The organism is Thalassiella azotivora, from assembly GCF_054781695.1.
In genome coordinates, this window is record NZ_BAAGTX010000012.1 from 107,571 (window position 1) to 121,115 (window position 13,545).

Annotated in this window: 14 protein-coding genes; 2 read left to right on the forward strand and 12 right to left on the reverse strand. The window is 75.6% G+C overall.

The annotated features are described in order from the left end of the window. Positions 1 to 45 precede the first annotated feature (45 nt). Positions 46 to 1,554: a diguanylate cyclase domain-containing protein gene (locus tag ACYVQV_RS09985; RefSeq protein WP_461023130.1), complete on the reverse strand. Its 1,509-nt coding sequence runs from the start codon at positions 1,552 to 1,554 to the stop codon at positions 46 to 48. Between the two features lie 78 nt (positions 1,555 to 1,632). Here ACYVQV_RS09985 and ACYVQV_RS09990 point away from each other — a divergent pair, with 78 nt between their 5' ends. After that, positions 1,633 to 2,271 (forward strand): ATP-binding protein, encoded by a 639-nt coding sequence (locus ACYVQV_RS09990; protein ID WP_461023131.1) that lies wholly within the window; start codon positions 1,633 to 1,635, stop codon positions 2,269 to 2,271. 32 nt (positions 2,272 to 2,303) lie between these two features. On the opposite strand, the gene ACYVQV_RS09995 is transcribed toward ACYVQV_RS09990, so the two are convergent. The 11 genes from ACYVQV_RS09995 to ACYVQV_RS10045 all read right to left on the reverse strand — a co-directional run bounded on the left by ACYVQV_RS09995 (position 2,304) and on the right by ACYVQV_RS10045 (position 12,725). After that, on the reverse strand, positions 2,304 to 3,443 hold the full coding sequence (locus ACYVQV_RS09995) for an adenosine deaminase (protein WP_461023185.1): 1,140 nt from the start codon (positions 3,441 to 3,443) through the stop codon (positions 2,304 to 2,306). Positions 3,444 to 3,493: 50 nt separating this feature from the next. Then, complete coding sequence (locus ACYVQV_RS10000) at positions 3,494 to 6,379, reverse strand: BTAD domain-containing putative transcriptional regulator (protein ID WP_461023132.1); 2,886 nt, start codon at positions 6,377 to 6,379, stop codon at positions 3,494 to 3,496. A 63-nt stretch (positions 6,380 to 6,442) separates the two neighbouring features. Further along, positions 6,443 to 6,952, reverse strand: coding sequence for a pilus assembly protein TadG-related protein (locus tag ACYVQV_RS10005; protein WP_461023133.1), 510 nt, complete (start codon positions 6,950 to 6,952; stop codon positions 6,443 to 6,445). Then, positions 6,949 to 7,320 carry a TadE/TadG family type IV pilus assembly protein gene (locus tag ACYVQV_RS10010; protein WP_461023134.1) on the reverse strand — a complete coding sequence of 124 codons (372 nt, stop codon included), beginning with the start codon at positions 7,318 to 7,320 and terminating at the stop codon, positions 6,949 to 6,951. The genes ACYVQV_RS10005 and ACYVQV_RS10010 overlap by 4 nt, the downstream gene beginning before the upstream one ends. Positions 7,321 to 7,376: 56 nt before the next feature. Further along, positions 7,377 to 7,805 carry a TadE/TadG family type IV pilus assembly protein gene (locus tag ACYVQV_RS10015; RefSeq protein ID WP_461023186.1) on the reverse strand — a complete coding sequence of 143 codons (429 nt, stop codon included), beginning with the start codon at positions 7,803 to 7,805 and terminating at the stop codon, positions 7,377 to 7,379. Between the two features lie 38 nt (positions 7,806 to 7,843). Next, positions 7,844 to 8,044, reverse strand: a complete 201-nt coding sequence (locus tag ACYVQV_RS10020) for a hypothetical protein (protein ID WP_461023135.1) — start codon at positions 8,042 to 8,044, stop codon at positions 7,844 to 7,846. 60 nt (positions 8,045 to 8,104) lie between these two features. Continuing rightward, on the reverse strand, positions 8,105 to 9,016 hold the full coding sequence (locus ACYVQV_RS10025; RefSeq protein WP_461023136.1) for a type II secretion system F family protein: 912 nt from the start codon (positions 9,014 to 9,016) through the stop codon (positions 8,105 to 8,107). Continuing rightward, complete coding sequence (locus ACYVQV_RS10030) at positions 9,013 to 9,909, reverse strand: type II secretion system F family protein (protein WP_461023137.1); 897 nt, start codon at positions 9,907 to 9,909, stop codon at positions 9,013 to 9,015. The genes ACYVQV_RS10025 and ACYVQV_RS10030 overlap by 4 nt, the downstream gene beginning before the upstream one ends. Next, positions 9,906 to 11,198, reverse strand: a complete 1,293-nt coding sequence (locus ACYVQV_RS10035) for a CpaF family protein (RefSeq protein ID WP_461023187.1) — start codon at positions 11,196 to 11,198, stop codon at positions 9,906 to 9,908. The genes ACYVQV_RS10030 and ACYVQV_RS10035 overlap by 4 nt, the downstream gene beginning before the upstream one ends. Positions 11,199 to 11,223: 25 nt before the next feature. After that, the gene (locus ACYVQV_RS10040; RefSeq protein ID WP_461023138.1) at positions 11,224 to 11,997 is read right to left on the reverse strand and encodes a hypothetical protein; all 774 of its coding nucleotides are present in this window, start codon (positions 11,995 to 11,997) and stop codon (positions 11,224 to 11,226) included. Continuing rightward, a complete protein-coding gene (locus ACYVQV_RS10045) occupies positions 11,997 to 12,725 on the reverse strand; it encodes an SAF domain-containing protein (protein WP_461023139.1) in 729 nt (242 codons plus the stop codon). The genes ACYVQV_RS10040 and ACYVQV_RS10045 overlap by 1 nt, the downstream gene beginning before the upstream one ends. A gap of 341 nt (positions 12,726 to 13,066) precedes the next feature. On the opposite strand from ACYVQV_RS10045, the gene ACYVQV_RS10050 reads away from it, so the two are divergent. Beyond that, positions 13,067 to 13,369: a WXG100 family type VII secretion target gene (locus ACYVQV_RS10050; protein ID WP_461023140.1), complete on the forward strand. Its 303-nt coding sequence runs from the start codon at positions 13,067 to 13,069 to the stop codon at positions 13,367 to 13,369. Positions 13,370 to 13,545 lie beyond the last annotated feature (176 nt).

Here is a 13,545-nt window from a genome sequence, read left to right on the forward strand (position 1 = left end):
CCCGCCCGCCGGCATCGCCCCGCCCGCACCGGACCCGACGTCGGGTCAGGGGACGCTCTCGACGGCGGGAGCCCCCAGCGCCCGGCCGGGTCCCCCGTCCAGGGGGTCCTGCCCCGCGGCGGCCGCCCGGTGCGCCCGCTTGGCGACGTACATGCGTGCGTCGGCGTCGCGGATCACCTCGTCGGCGCTGCGCCAGGTGGCCGCCGTCACCGCGGTCGCCCCCACGCTGGCGCGGATGGGCACCCGGTGCTCCCCGAGGACCACCGGCACCCCCAGGGCACCGTGGATCCGCTCCACCACGTCGGGTGTGCCCTGGCACGACCCGGTGGGGCCGTCCTCCCAGAGCACGAGGAACTCGTCCCCGCCGAAACGGGCCACCACGTCCCCCGGTCGGACGCTCGCGCGGATGCGGTCGGCTGCGGCGACCAGGAGCGCGTCACCGGCCTCGTGACCCAGCTCGTCGTTGACGCGCTTGAAACCGTCCAGGTCGACGAACAGGACGACCACCTCCCGCGTCTGCCCGGTCCCCAGACGGTCCAGGGCCTGCTGCAGCCGCTCCAGGAAGCGGCCGCGGTTGACCAGACCGGTCAGCTGGTCGTGGCTCGCCTGGTGCGCCAACGCCGCTTCCGCACGGGCGCGCTCCCGCATGAGCACCGCGAACCGTGCCAGCACGAGCGGGACGACGAGCGCGCTGACGACCGCGACCCGGACGGCGTCCGCGTGGCCGTCGCCACCGTCCCCGACGGCGCCGAGCACCGGCGTGACGAGCAGGGCGGCGCCGAGCAGCACGAGGCGCAGGACGGACAGCCCCTCGGGCTGCTGGTCGCCGGGTCGGTGCAGCTGCCCGGCAGCCGGGTGCAACGCCGCGGCGCCCAGCAGGAAGTACGAGGCCAGGAAGGAGGTCACGACCCACGGCCCCGCGACGTCGTCCGGCACGTCCAGGGCGGCCGGGCCCACGTAGCCGAGGAAGGCGACCGTCAGGCAGCCGAAGACCAGGCCGAGGGCGCCGTTGCGGAACCCCGCCCCCCGGTACAGCCGCAGCATCGCGCCCAGCATCGCCACGAGGACGAGCAACCGGACCAGCGTCGACAGCTGGTAGGCGACGTCACCGGACGTCCCCAGCTCCGGCTGCAGCACGTACTGCCACAGCACCCCACCGGCCACCACCGACAGGATCATGGAGTCGACCACGCCGCCGGGGTCGCTGCGCCGCCGGGCGCGCAGCAGGGTGACGAGGCCGACCAGGTTCAGCAGGAAGCCCGCCGGGAAGAAGAGGGTGGAGACGATGTCCTCCTCGGCGCCCGGCACCGCGATCAGCCGCACGCTGTACGCGATGTTGCCGATGCCCATGCACGCGGTGCCGAGCTGCACCGCCCGCCAGGACCGGCGGGCCAGGCCCCCGCGCCGCAGGCCCAGCTCGATCGTCACCACCGGCGACAGCGCCCCCAGGCAGTACACGGCGGCGTCGGGCACCCCCGGGGGGACCACGGTCGCGTACGCCAGCGTCGTCGCGACGGCGAGGACGACGTAGATCCGGTACGCGGACAGGGGCACGTACCCCTTGTCGGCAGGTCACCCGGGCGGATCAAGTGGGTCCGGCGGGCACGCCCCCGACTGGCAGAATGGCCGCCCGTGACCGTCGACCAGCCGGGACTCTTCGACGAGCCGCCCCACCACGTCGCCCGGCCGGTGACCCGGGTGGTGCTCCTGTGCGGGCCGTCCGGGTCGGGCAAGACGTCCCTGACCCGCCGTCTCGGCCTGCCGGTGCTGCAGCTGGACGACTTCTACCGCTCGGGCGACGACCCCGCGCTCCCCCGCCGGTTCGGCATCGTCGACTGGGACGACCCGGCCTCCTGGGACGCCGAGGCCGCGTTGCACGCCCTGCTGGAGCTGGCCGCCCACGGGCGCACCGACGTCCCGGTGTACGACATCCCGACGTCGCGGCGCACCGGGACGTCGCACCTCGACCTCACGGGGTGCCCTCTGGTCGTGGCCGAGGGCATCTTCGCGGCGCACCTGGTCGACGCCTGCCGGCGGGCCGGCGTGCTCGCCGACGCGATCTGCCTGCGGCTGTCGCCGCGGGTGACGTTCTGGCGGCGGCTGCTGCGCGACCTCGGGGAGGCGCGCAAGCCGCCGGTGACCCTGGTGCGCCGTGGGCTGGCACTCATGCGCGAGGAGCCGGCGCTGGTGCGGCGGTGGACGGACCTGGGGTGCCGCCCGCTGGGGGTCGCGGAGGCCGAGCGGGTGATCCGCACCGCCGTGCCCGTCTGACGTCGCGGTCTGACGGTCTGACGGTCTGACGGTCAGGCGCCCAGGGCGGCGTACCCGGGCTTGACGACGTCCTCGATGAGCGCGAGCCGCTCGTCGAAGGGGATGAAGGCGCTCTTCAGCGCGTTCACGGTGACCCAGCGCAGGTCGGCGAGGGTCCACCCGGCCTCCTCGACGAGCAGCCGCATCTCCCGGGTCATCGACGTGCCGGACATCAGCCGGTTGTCGGTGTTGACGGTCACCCTGAAGCGGAGGTCCTTGAGCAGGGTGACGGGGTGCTCGGCCACGTCCGGCGCGGCGCCGGTCTGGACGTTGGACGACGGGCACATCTCCAGCGGGATCCGCTTGTCGCGCACCCAGCCGGCGAGGCGGCCCAGGTGCACCCGGGAGCGGTCGAGGACCGGGCCGTCCCCACCCGGCCGGTGCGCCCCCGGCCCGACCGTGATGTCGTCGACGATCCGCACGCCGTGGCCGAGGCGGTCGGCGCCGCACACCTGGACGGCGTCCCAGATGCTCGGCAGGCCGAAGGCCTCCCCGGCGTGGATGGTGAAGGGGAAGTTCTCCCGGTGCAGGTACTCGAACGCGTCGAGGTGGCGGGACGGCGGGTACCCGGCCTCGGCGCCGGCGATGTCGAAGCCGACGACGCCCTTGTCCCGGAACGCCACCGCGAGCTCGGCGATCTCCCGGCTGCGGGCGGCGTGCCGCATCGCGGTGAGGAGCGTGCCGATGCGGACCGAGCGGCCGCGGCGGGCGGCCTCCTGCTCACCGGCGCGGAAGCCCGCCTCGACGGCGGCGACGACCTGCTCCAGGCTGAGACCGCCGTCGAGGTGCTGCTCGGGGGCGTAGCGGACCTCCGCGTAGACGACGCCGTCCTCGGCGAGGTCGACCGCGCACTCGCGGGCGACCCGGACCAGCGACTCCTCGGTCTGCATGACCGCCACCGTGTGCGCGAACGTCTCCAGGTAGCGCTCGAGGGAGCCGGAGTCGGCGGCGTCGCGGAACCAGGTGCCCAGCGAGTCGGCGTCACCGGCGGGCAGCTCGTGCCCGACCTCGGCGGCGAGCTCCAGCACGGTCTGCGGCCGCAGACCGCCGTCGAGGTGGTCGTGCAGGAGCACCTTGGGGGCGGCGGCGACGGGGTCGGTCGCGGTCGGCTGGGACGCGTCGGCTGGGGTCACGTCGGGCGCTGGGGTCACGTCCGGCACCGTACCGTGGCCGCGCGCTCGGCTCAGGCGGTGTCGGCGCGCGCGGGGCCGACGGGCGTCCCCTCCGGGAGCAGCTCGGCGACGAGCTCCTCGGTCTCGGCGTCCGGTGGGACGTCCGCCCGGCGCAGCTCGCTGATCATCGCGTCGACGACCTGCGGGACGTCGCGGCTCGCGCCGCCCGCGGCGGTGGCGCCGAGCAGCGCCCGCCACAGGCGCTGGTCGGTGGGCGCCGCCCGCAGCCCGGCACGCAGGGCGTCTGCCGCGGCGTCGTGACGCCCGGCTGCGGCGTCCAGCTCGGCCAGGCGCGTCGCGGCGGCCACCACGAGCACGGCGGCCTGCCGCTCCAGCCCGGTCCGGGCGAGCCACGCGTACCGACCGGGCGGCACGTCGTCGAACGGCTCACCGCGCACGAGCCGCAGCGCCTGGCGCAGCGCCTCGGTCTCGGTGTCACCGCTGCTGGCCTGGGCCCGGCGGAGCAGGGCGGCGAGCAGGTCCACGTCGGCGACGACCTGCTCGGTCAGGCACAGGCGACCGTCCTCGCGCTCGCCGAGGCGGTAGCTCCCCGACTCCTCGCTGCCGAGCAGGTCCCGGGCCCGGGCGACGGCGGCGTCGCGGACCTGGTTGGTGACGCCGCGCGGCCACACGTCACCGGCGAGAACGGTCGGGTGCACACCGTCGCGGTGGGTGGCCAGGTGGACGACGACCTCGGTGACGAGGTCACGTCGGCTGTCGTCCACGGGGCCGGGCGCGTCGAGGCGGACGGGTCCGAGCAGGTGCAGCCGCACCGGAGCGGTGGCCCACGCGGACTCGTCGACACCGCCGGCCGGGGCGGGCGGCAGCGGCGGGCACCAGCCGGACCCGGCGCCGGCCGCGTCGGCGGGCACGGACCGGGCGGCGTCGAACAGGCCGGCGAGCGCGCTCGCGTCGTCGGCCCGCAGCCGGGTGCCCTCGACCGCCAGGTCCAGCAGCGGCACGTCGAGGTGCCCCGCCGAGTCCACCCGCAGCTCCCAGCGGGCGCCGCGGACGGGCCCCGCGGACACCAGCGCCAGGGGGCTGCGCCCCTGCCCGGCCGGGACGACGAGCTGGTCGACGAGCTCCGCGGCGGGCGGTCGGCCGAGGACGAGGTACTCCCCGACCGTGCTGCCGCGGCCTCCCACCCTGCCGGTGAGGACGTCGCCACCTCGGTGGGGACGGGCGGCGCGGCGCAGCAGCACGCCGGCGTCCTCGACGACGTCGACGACCCCGGACGCGGCCTGTCCGAGCGCGTCGGGAAGGTCCATGACGCTGACCCGCACGTCGTCCGACCAGGGGTTGGTGGCCAACCCGAGCGCCAGCGCGCTGACGACCTCGAGCGCGGCCCCGGGGTCACCGGTGACGGCGACGGGACCCTCGGCGGCCTCGAGGTCGAGCAGGACGTCGCGTCCCCGGGCGTCCCGTCCGAGCCCGACGAGCGCCGGGTAGGGCGCCCGCTGGTCGTCCGGCGCCGGGACCAGGTCGGCGGGGGTGAGCCGCCACGTGCGTCCGTCGTCCTGCGCCGACCACGGCGGTACGACGGCCTCGTCGGCGGGGGCGAGCCGCAGCTCGACGGCCTCGTCGTCGAGGACCGCCGCGTACACGGCGGGGAGCGGCCGGCCGGCCTCGCGGCACAGGGCCGCCAGGGACCGCAGCGCCTGGTCGAGGAAGCGTGCGCGACGGACGTCGGCCGCGGCGCGCAGGGCGACCTCCGCCTCTCGCGCCGCGTCGTCCGGCTCGGTGCCGAGGCCGCGGCGGCGCTGGCGGACGAGCGCGGCGAGGACGCCGGCCGCCGCGAGCCCGCCGAGGCCGAGGTCGCCGGCGCGCCCGTACCCGGTGACGCCCCCGTCGGTCCAGGTCTTCGGGGCCGAGCCGTCGTGCGAGCCGGAGCCCCCGGCACCACCCGCGCCGGCGCCTCCCGCACCCTGCGACGCGCCGTCCGGGCCGGCGGTGTCGCCGGTGCCGTCGGAGGCGTCACCGGCAGCGGGCGCTCCCGTGTCGGCCACGGGGCTCGCGGGGGCGGGTGCGTGGAAACGCTCGACGCCGACGGCGTCCTCGGGCATGACGAGCTGCCAGCCGGGCTGGATGAGCCGGGCGAGGTCGAGCGTGCGGCCGTCGGGCTGGGTGCGGCCGTGGTTGAGCTCGAAGATCTCGGCGTAGCGGCGCCCGTCCCCGAGGTGCCGTTCGGCGATGTCCCAGAGGTTGTCGTGGTAGCGGCCCTCGGGCGGCATCACGGTGTAGACCTTGCGGCCGTCGAGGGCGGCGAGCTCCGGGGGCAGCGCGGGCGCGGCCTGCGCCTGCGCGTCAGGAGCCTCGGCGGTCGGGGTGGCGGGAGCGGCCACGGCGGTGCCGCCACCGGCCTGCGGGCCGGTGGTGACGTCGGCGACGGGCGCGTCGACGGTCTGGACGGCGGCGACGTCGCCACGCTCGGCGACGCCCTGGTGGGCGGTGACGGCGGCGGACGCCTGCCCGGCGACGGTGCCGGTCAGCAGGAGGGCGCCGACGAGGGCGCGCGCGAGGCGCTGGCTCGGCCCGGCGAGGGGCACGGGACGGGCGAGCAGTCCGCCGCGCGTGGCGGCGACCACCTCGGTCACCAGACACCACATGAACTGCAGCCAGGCGAGCCAGACGACGGCGACGAGCAGGGTGAGCAGCTGCTCGGCGCCGACCTCCTGGGTGAAGGTGTCCCGGTCGGGCAGGGAGGTGGGGACCGGGGGCAGCCCGTGCAGGTACAGCAGGGCCGCGGGGACGCCCACGACGAGCAGGAGCAGGGCCAGGGCGGCGCCGAGCACCTCCAGCGGTGAGCGCTTGCGGCGGACGAGGGCCGGCTGCTGCTGGAAGCGGGCGGCGCCCCGGGCCTGGTCGGGCCCGCGGCTGGTGCGCGCGTCGGTGGGCATGGGTCCTCCGGTGGTCCTCACTGGTCTCTGCGGTTCGGCTCGCTGCTCGGCTCGCAGATCTGCTCAGAACTCGGCATCGATACCTGCCGCGGGTCGTGCGGTGGCCTCGCCGGTGACGGTGAACTGGCCGAACCCGACGATGCCGAGGATCGTCGACTGAACGGTGGTGCTGGTGCGGACGGTGACCTCGGTAGGGGTGGCGACGACCCGGGCGTCGGCTCCGCTGTAGCCGCCGCCGGGGGCTCCGGCGAGGTACCCGTAGGCGGCGGACGTGGCGGCGCCGGGGTCGATGACGACGTCCCCGCGGGTGCGCAGCGCCGCGACGTCGACCTTGTCGGCACCGACGCGGGCGGCCTGCTCGGCGTCGTCCGCGACCCGCTGGCGGGCGTTGATGGCGCGGCCGCCGTCGATGACGAGCCCGCCGATCGCGAAGAGCGCGACGGCGATGGCCACCACGAAGGCGGCGACGGCCCCGGCCTCACGGTCGGCACCGCGGACACGACCGAGGACGGCGCGCAGCAGCCGCCGTGGTCGTCCGCTCCGGGCCAGCGGCTGTGCGTCGCGGCCGGTCATCCAGTCCTCCGGTAGGTGTCGATGGGCGCCTGGCTGGTCGACTGGACGTTGACCGTCCCGCTCAGCCCGATGAGCCCGAGGTCGTTGAGCGGCACGCGGCAGCTCACCGTGGCCGTGACCGACCCGCCGGACCGGAAGTCGGCCGTGTTGAGGGTGACCGGGCAGACCCGGCCCTGGAGCGTCGTCGTCGCGGCGGCCGACGCGCTGGCCGTGGCGGACCCGACGGTCCTCTCGAGGGACGCGGCGCGGGCCGCCTCCCGGCTGGCCGCCTGGACCTCGCCCTGGGTGTTCACGTACCGGCCGAGGCCCACGATGAGCAGGACGAACGCCATCAGCACCGGGACGAGCAGGACCACCTCGACGGACATGGACCCGGTGTCCCGTCCCCCGGGTGGTGGTGCGCCCCCCGAGCGCAGCCCCCCGCTCACGCGTCCGGCCTGAACGACTCGACCGGCCCCTGCACGGTCTGCGTGATCCGCCCGCCGAACGCCGGCAGCAGGGTGAAGGAGTCCGCGGTCACCGTCGCCCGGACGGTGTCCGGGCCGACGGCCACCACGTCCACCTGCACGTCGAGCAGCACGCCGCGGCCGACCTGTCCGGCGTAGGTACGCCCGCGGGCCTCGGCCTGCGCCAGCCCGGCGGGGGTGGGCCCGACGGTGCGGGCCACCCGCGCGGCCTCCCGGGCGGTCGCCGTGGCCGCCTGGTTGCCCAGGTGGACCATGCCGAACTGCACCGCGAGGAACGTGATGAACATGATCAGCGGCGCGTAGAGGACGAGCTCGACCGAGCTCGCGCCGGCATCTCGTTCTGAGGACGCTGAGGAAGCACTGGCCCGCCGTGAGTGACGCCGCAGGCTGACACCGGAGACGGGACGGGCCTCCTCAGTTGTCGTCAGCCGAGGTCGATCTCCTCGGCCTTGGTCTCGACGAGCTGGGTCAACAGGACTCCGAGCCCCACGGCGATCCCCACGAGGACCGCGGTGATGATGACCCACTCGACCGCCGAGGCACCGTGGTCCGACCGCGTGTCGACACGCGAGCGCAGGTGCATCAGCAGGAAGCCGACCGGGTGCAGCGGGTTGTTCCAGGGCATTGCTCCCCCTCAGGGTGACGGCCCCGACCCGGGCGGGTCGGGGGTTCGGGCTGACCGGGCTCACAGGCCCACCACCTCGGCGACCGCAGGGTACGCCAGGAAGACGAGGAAACCGGCGCACAGCAGGAGCTGGGCGACGAGCATGGACTGTGACCGCTCCTCCGCCGCCCCCTCCAGATCGGCGAGCTCCTTGCGGCGCAGGGTCTCGGCCCGGGCGGCCAGGGACTCGCGGACCTTGGCGCCGTCCTCGGCGACGAGGGCGAGCGCGGCGGACAGGTCGACGAGCTCCTCGACGCCGGTGTCGCGGCCGAGGTCGCCGAGCGCCTGCCACGGGGTGACGCCCTGGAGCCGGGCGGTCTCCAGGTGGTCGCGGATGCGCCGCATCGCCCAGTGGTCGCTGATGCCCGTGGCCGCCTGCAGGGCCTCGGGGATGCCGCGCCCGCCGGCGAGGTTCATCGAGACGAGGTCGAGGAACGCACCCACGGCGTGCCGGAAGTCCCGACGCCGTTCCTTGGCCTCGCCCCGGATCTGCAGCGTGGGCAGCAGCGCGCCGACCACTGCCCCGAGGAGGCAGAGCCACAGCGGCGCGACGGAGCCGACGCCACCGGTGCCGAGTGCCCACATCAGCAGGGCGAAGACCGGGAGCAGGGCGCACATCACCGCCGTCAGGACGCTCTGCGCGAGGTGCGCCTCGAGCGACTTGCCGAGGACCGAGAGGTCCGCCTGGACCGAGGGGAGCGTGATCGCGCGATCCTCGAGGACCTCGCGCAGGCGCTCACCGACACGCCGCATGCCGGCGGACCCACCGGCCGCCGTCTGCTGAGGCACCGTCGGGCGGCGCCCGGCCCGTCGCCGCTGCAGGTCCAGACGTGCGAGCGCCGCCGGGCCCTGGGGCTGCGGGCTCCAGAGCGCTCGGGTGAGGAGCAGGAGGCCGAGACCCGCGAGCGCCCCTCCGAGCAGGATGCCGGTCACCGCGCCACCCTCGGCGCCGGGGACGCGTCACCCTGCAGGAACCGGCCAGGCAGGTCGTAGGCCGACAGGCGGCGCATCCACCAGAAGCCGGCGGCGAAGAGGCCGATGATGACGAGCAGCACCACCTGGCCGAGCACGCTGCCGTAAGGCGCCAGGTAGCCGGGGTTGACCACCCGCAGCAAGAGGACGAAGCCGACCGTGACCAGCATGATGATCTGCACGCTGCGACGGGTGCTCCGCCGCTGCGCGGCGATGCGGCGGCGCATGTCGAGCTCCTCGCGCGTCGACACCGCGAGCGAGGACAGCACGTCCTTCAGCCCCGGGCCGCGCAGCCGCGCGTTGAGCATGAGCGCCGCGACGGTGAGGTCGACGCTGGGGTCCGCCAGCTCGTCGGCGAACCGCTTGAGCGCGGACACGAGCGGCGTACGGACCGCCAGGCGGTTGGCGAGCGTCATCAGCGCGGGGCGGACGGCCGGTGACGCCGCGTGCGCGGTCGCGGGGATGGCCTGCTCCAGCCCGACCGCACCGGCGATCGTGTCGCGCAGCGACTCGATCCACGTGGCCAGGCCCTCGAGCCGGTCCATCGCCCGCTGCTCCTCCTTGGCGCCTCCAAAAAGCTGGTCCCAGACCAGCACGATGACGGCGACCGCCACGGCCAGCACGACCCACCGCGTCACGACGAGGACGAGCAGCGCCGCGCCGATCGCGACCGGCACCCGCCGCCCGGCCGCGACGCCGAGGCGTCGCAGGTCGTCGGCCAGGCCGGTACCGCTAGGGGCCGCCTGCTGGACCGGCCGCGGGACGAGCGCGAGCACGAGCAGCGCCAGACCCCCTCCGACGGCCGCGCCAGCGACGACGATCCCCAGCAGCCCCAGGGTGATCCCGGACGTCACGACGTCCACCCGGCGGTCGGGGCGCTCTGGTAGCCGTGCTCCATCAGCTCGTCCATGCACGAGATCGGTGCGGCCGGCACCGCCCGGCCGTCCGGGCCCGCGGCGAAGACCTCGCTGGACAGCACCCGGCCGTCCACGCCGTTGACCTCGCGGACGCTCGTGACCATGCGGCGCAGGGTGCCGCCGCGCGAGTAGTCGTTGCGGCGCTCGACGAACACCACGAAATCGATGGCCCCGGCGATGAGCATCGCGGTCGCGTCCTGCGGCAGGCGCTCCTGGGACTGGATCGCGTACGTGGCGATGCGGTTGAAGACCTCGAGGGAGCTGTTGGCGTGGATCGTCGACAGCGAGCCGTCGTTGCCCTGGCTCATCGCGTTGAGCATCGTGACGATCTCGTCGCCGAGGACCTCGCCGACGATGACGCGGCTGGGGTTCATGCGCAGCGAGCGCCGGACCAGCTCGGCCATGGTGATGGCGCCGTTGCCCTCGGCGTTGGGGAGGCGCTCCTCGAAGGAGACGACGTTGGGGTGCAGGTCCTCGTGGTCGCCGAGGCCGAGCTCGAGGGCCCGCTCGACCGTGATGAGCCGCTCGTGCGGCGGGATCTCGTTGGCCAACGCCCGCAGCAGCGTCGTCTTGCCGGCGTTCGTCGCCCCCGCGATCATGATGTTCTTGCGCGCCGCCACGGCGGCGGAGCAGAACGAGGCCAGCTCGGGGGTCATGGACCCGTTCTCCACCAACGTGTCCAGGCTGACGCGCTTGACCCGGGCGCGGCGGATCGACAGCGCCGGCCGGGCGCACACGCCCATCACGGCGGACAGCCGGCTGCCGTCGGGCAGCCGCAGGTCGAGCTGCGGGTTCGCGGAGTCGAACGGGCGGGACGCGAGGCCCGAGTAGGCGCCGAGCAGCTGGACGAGCTCGACGAGCTCCTCGTCGGTCTCGGCGACGGGCGGCAGGCTCGCCTCCCGGCCGTCGGCGTACCCGACGAAGACCCGGTCGCACCCGTTGATGTCGATGTTCTCGACCATCGGGTCGTCGAGCAGCGGCTGCAGGCGGCCGACGCCGAAGAGCGCGGCGTGGATGCCGTCGGCGAGCGCCTCCTCCTCGGCCGCGGACGGCGGCGTCCGGCCCGCCGCGATCTCCTGCCGGGCGTGCTGCTCGAGCACCCGGCCGATGACGGCGCGGGCGAACTGGCGCTCGTCCTCGGCGCTCATCTGCGGCAGGCCGCTCACCGCGTCCTCGCGCCGCTGGCGGGCGAGCAGGTCGGCGACCTCCTCGCGCAGGCGCCGCATCAGGATCTGGTCCACCGCTACCTCCTCAGGCCCCGACCCGGGCGCTGCGCACGACGAGCTCCTGCACCGCCGGCACCAGTCCGCGCACGGAGCGGACGTAGGCGCTGCGGCCGGCCCGGCCCTGCTGCCCCTCGACCGCTCGCACGCCCTTGGCGTCCTCGGCCACCAGGCCGAGGACCGGGACGGCGAGACCGGACGAGCGCAGCAGCTTCTCGACGTCCTGCGCCGCGGAGCGCTGACGCTCCGGTGCCACCACCACGACGCCGGTGGTCATCCGCTCGGGGCGACCGATCCCCAGCGGCTCCTTCAACGAGTGCAGCCGCTCGCGCAGGTGGGCCAGCTGCTCGACCCGGGGCCGGACGACGAACACGACCGCGTCGGCGGCCTGCAGCACCGGCTGCACCGGCGATCCCGGCACCACCCGGCCGCAGTCGGCGACGACGTCGTGGTCACCGTCACCGGCGAGGGTGCGCGCGAGGTAGGGCCAGACCGGGCCGAGCCCGACGAGCTGGTCGGGGCTGCGCACGCCGGCGAGGACGTCCAGCCCGCCGCCGACGGTCTGCAGGTGCGGCCACAGGTCGGTGTGGTCCCCCCGGCGCACGGCGGCACCGAGGGACAGCAGCCCGCGCTCGACCTCCAGCGGCTTGCCCTGGGCGTCGCGGTAGCGCAGCGCGACGTCCCCGCCGGCCGGGTCGCAGTCCGCCATCACCGCGGCGCGCGGCCACAGCGCCGCGAGGGTCACGGCGAAGGCGGTGGTGCCCGGCGACCCCTTGGACGACGTCACGGCGACGAGGGCCATCAGCCGGCCCGTTCCACGAGGACGAAGGCCAGCTGGTCCGCAGCCGAGGCGGCTGCGACGGCCGTGGCGTCGGCCGGGCTGACCACGAGCGTCGCCACCGGGTCGCCGGTGGCCGACGTCGACAGACCGCCTCCCTCGGAACCGGGCTCCGCCACGTGCGCCACGGTCGCGCGCGGCACGACCTCCTCGCCGGTCCCGTCGACGACCCGCACCACCTGGACCACGTCACCGGGCTGCAGCCCCTGCGCGGGTGCCCGGCCGGGCAGCAGCTTGACGCCCACCGCCGCCTGCCCCGGCGCGTACAGGCCGTCGGTGGTGAGCATCTGCGCGTCGAGCAGCCGGCCCTGCGGGATCCGGCCGGCGCTGAACCGGCCGACCACCTGGCCGGCGACGTCGGCGGGCAGCAGGTCCACGTCGCCCGGGGCCACGGACACGGTGGCCAGGTCGGCCCTCGTGATCTCCTGGCCCGCCGGGATGTCGCGGCTGGCGACCAGGACGGGGACCCGGTCGTCGGCGCGGACGGCGAGCAGGCCTGCCGTCGCGGCGCCACCGACCACGAGCAGCACGGCCAGCGCCGCGAGCGCAGGGCGACGCTCGCGCGGCGGGGCCGGCAGGCGCTCACCCGCCGGCGGGCCGGCAGGGCCGGCGGGACGGGCGCCGCGCGGCGTCCACTGCCCCTCGCGCCTGCCGTCCACCTGGTCCCCACGTCCGGTCGTGACCACGCTCATCGTCGTGCCCCTCGCGCTCGCGGCCGTCCACCGGCCCTGGTTCCGCCGGGTGCCGCCTCGCCCCCGTCACCGTCCGGTCCACCCCGCGCTCTGCTCCCCGTACCCGGGGCGGACCGGCCGCGACTGTACCCGACCTCGACGGCCTCCCGAGGGCTCCGTCCACAGCCCGCGCGGGCCGGTCGAGGCCGTCGCCGAGGGCTGTGGACGAACCGCCCGCGGGCCCGACGGCCCGGCCTATCCTGACCAGCGCTGACGACGACGGGCCGCCACCAGGGCGTCCGGTCGCAGCCGAGACCTCGCCCGCCGCACGGTTGGGGGGGCACGACGGCGAAGGAGAGACCATGGCTAACGGTGGTGGCGGCGTCCACGTCGAGCACGGCGCGCTCGAGGCCCAGGCGGCCAACCTCGCGAACACCAAGAACGAGCTGGAGTCCGTGCTCACGCGGCTCCAGGGCCAGATCCAGGAGCTCATCTCCAGCGGCTTCGTCACCGACGCGGCGTCGGGCAGCTTCGGCGAGGCGCACGAGCGCTGGACGACCGCTGCGCGCCAGTGCGTCTCCGAGCTCGAGCTGATGAGCCAGTACCTCGGCAAGGCCTCCGAGGCCTTCGCGAGCGTCGACCAGCAGTTCCGCGTCAACCTCTGAGTCACCCCCGGCGGGCTCTCCGCCGACCCGGCGGAGGACTGCCCCAGGAGCCCCGGACCGCGTGCGGTCCGGGGCTCCTGCCGTCCCCCGCGACGCCCACGGGTCCCGGCCGGTGTGGCGTGGGTCATCGCTGCGACGGTCCCGCCCGTGACCCTGTCGGCCGACAGCCACCACGC

Bases quoted from the DNA above. Each gene is read 5' to 3' on its own strand.
- ACYVQV_RS10005 (WP_461023133.1), bottom strand. From the start codon at position 6,952: ATGACCGGCCGCGACGCACAGCCGCTGGCCCGGAGCGGACGACCACGG.
- ACYVQV_RS10000 (WP_461023132.1), bottom strand. From the start codon at position 6,379: ATGCCCACCGACGCGCGCACCAGCCGCGGGCCCGACCAGGCCCGGGGC.
- ACYVQV_RS10040 (WP_461023138.1), bottom strand. From the start codon at position 11,997: ATGGCCCTCGTCGCCGTGACGTCGTCCAAGGGGTCGCCGGGCACCACC.
- ACYVQV_RS10035 (WP_461023187.1), bottom strand. From the start codon at position 11,198: ATGCGGCGCCTGCGCGAGGAGGTCGCCGACCTGCTCGCCCGCCAGCGG.
- ACYVQV_RS10045 (WP_461023139.1), bottom strand. From the start codon at position 12,725: ATGAGCGTGGTCACGACCGGACGTGGGGACCAGGTGGACGGCAGGCGC.
- ACYVQV_RS10010 (WP_461023134.1), bottom strand. From the start codon at position 7,320: ATGTCCGTCGAGGTGGTCCTGCTCGTCCCGGTGCTGATGGCGTTCGTC.
- ACYVQV_RS10050 (WP_461023140.1), top strand. From the start codon at position 13,067: ATGGCTAACGGTGGTGGCGGCGTCCACGTCGAGCACGGCGCGCTCGAG.
- ACYVQV_RS10020 (WP_461023135.1), bottom strand. From the start codon at position 8,044: ATGCCCTGGAACAACCCGCTGCACCCGGTCGGCTTCCTGCTGATGCAC.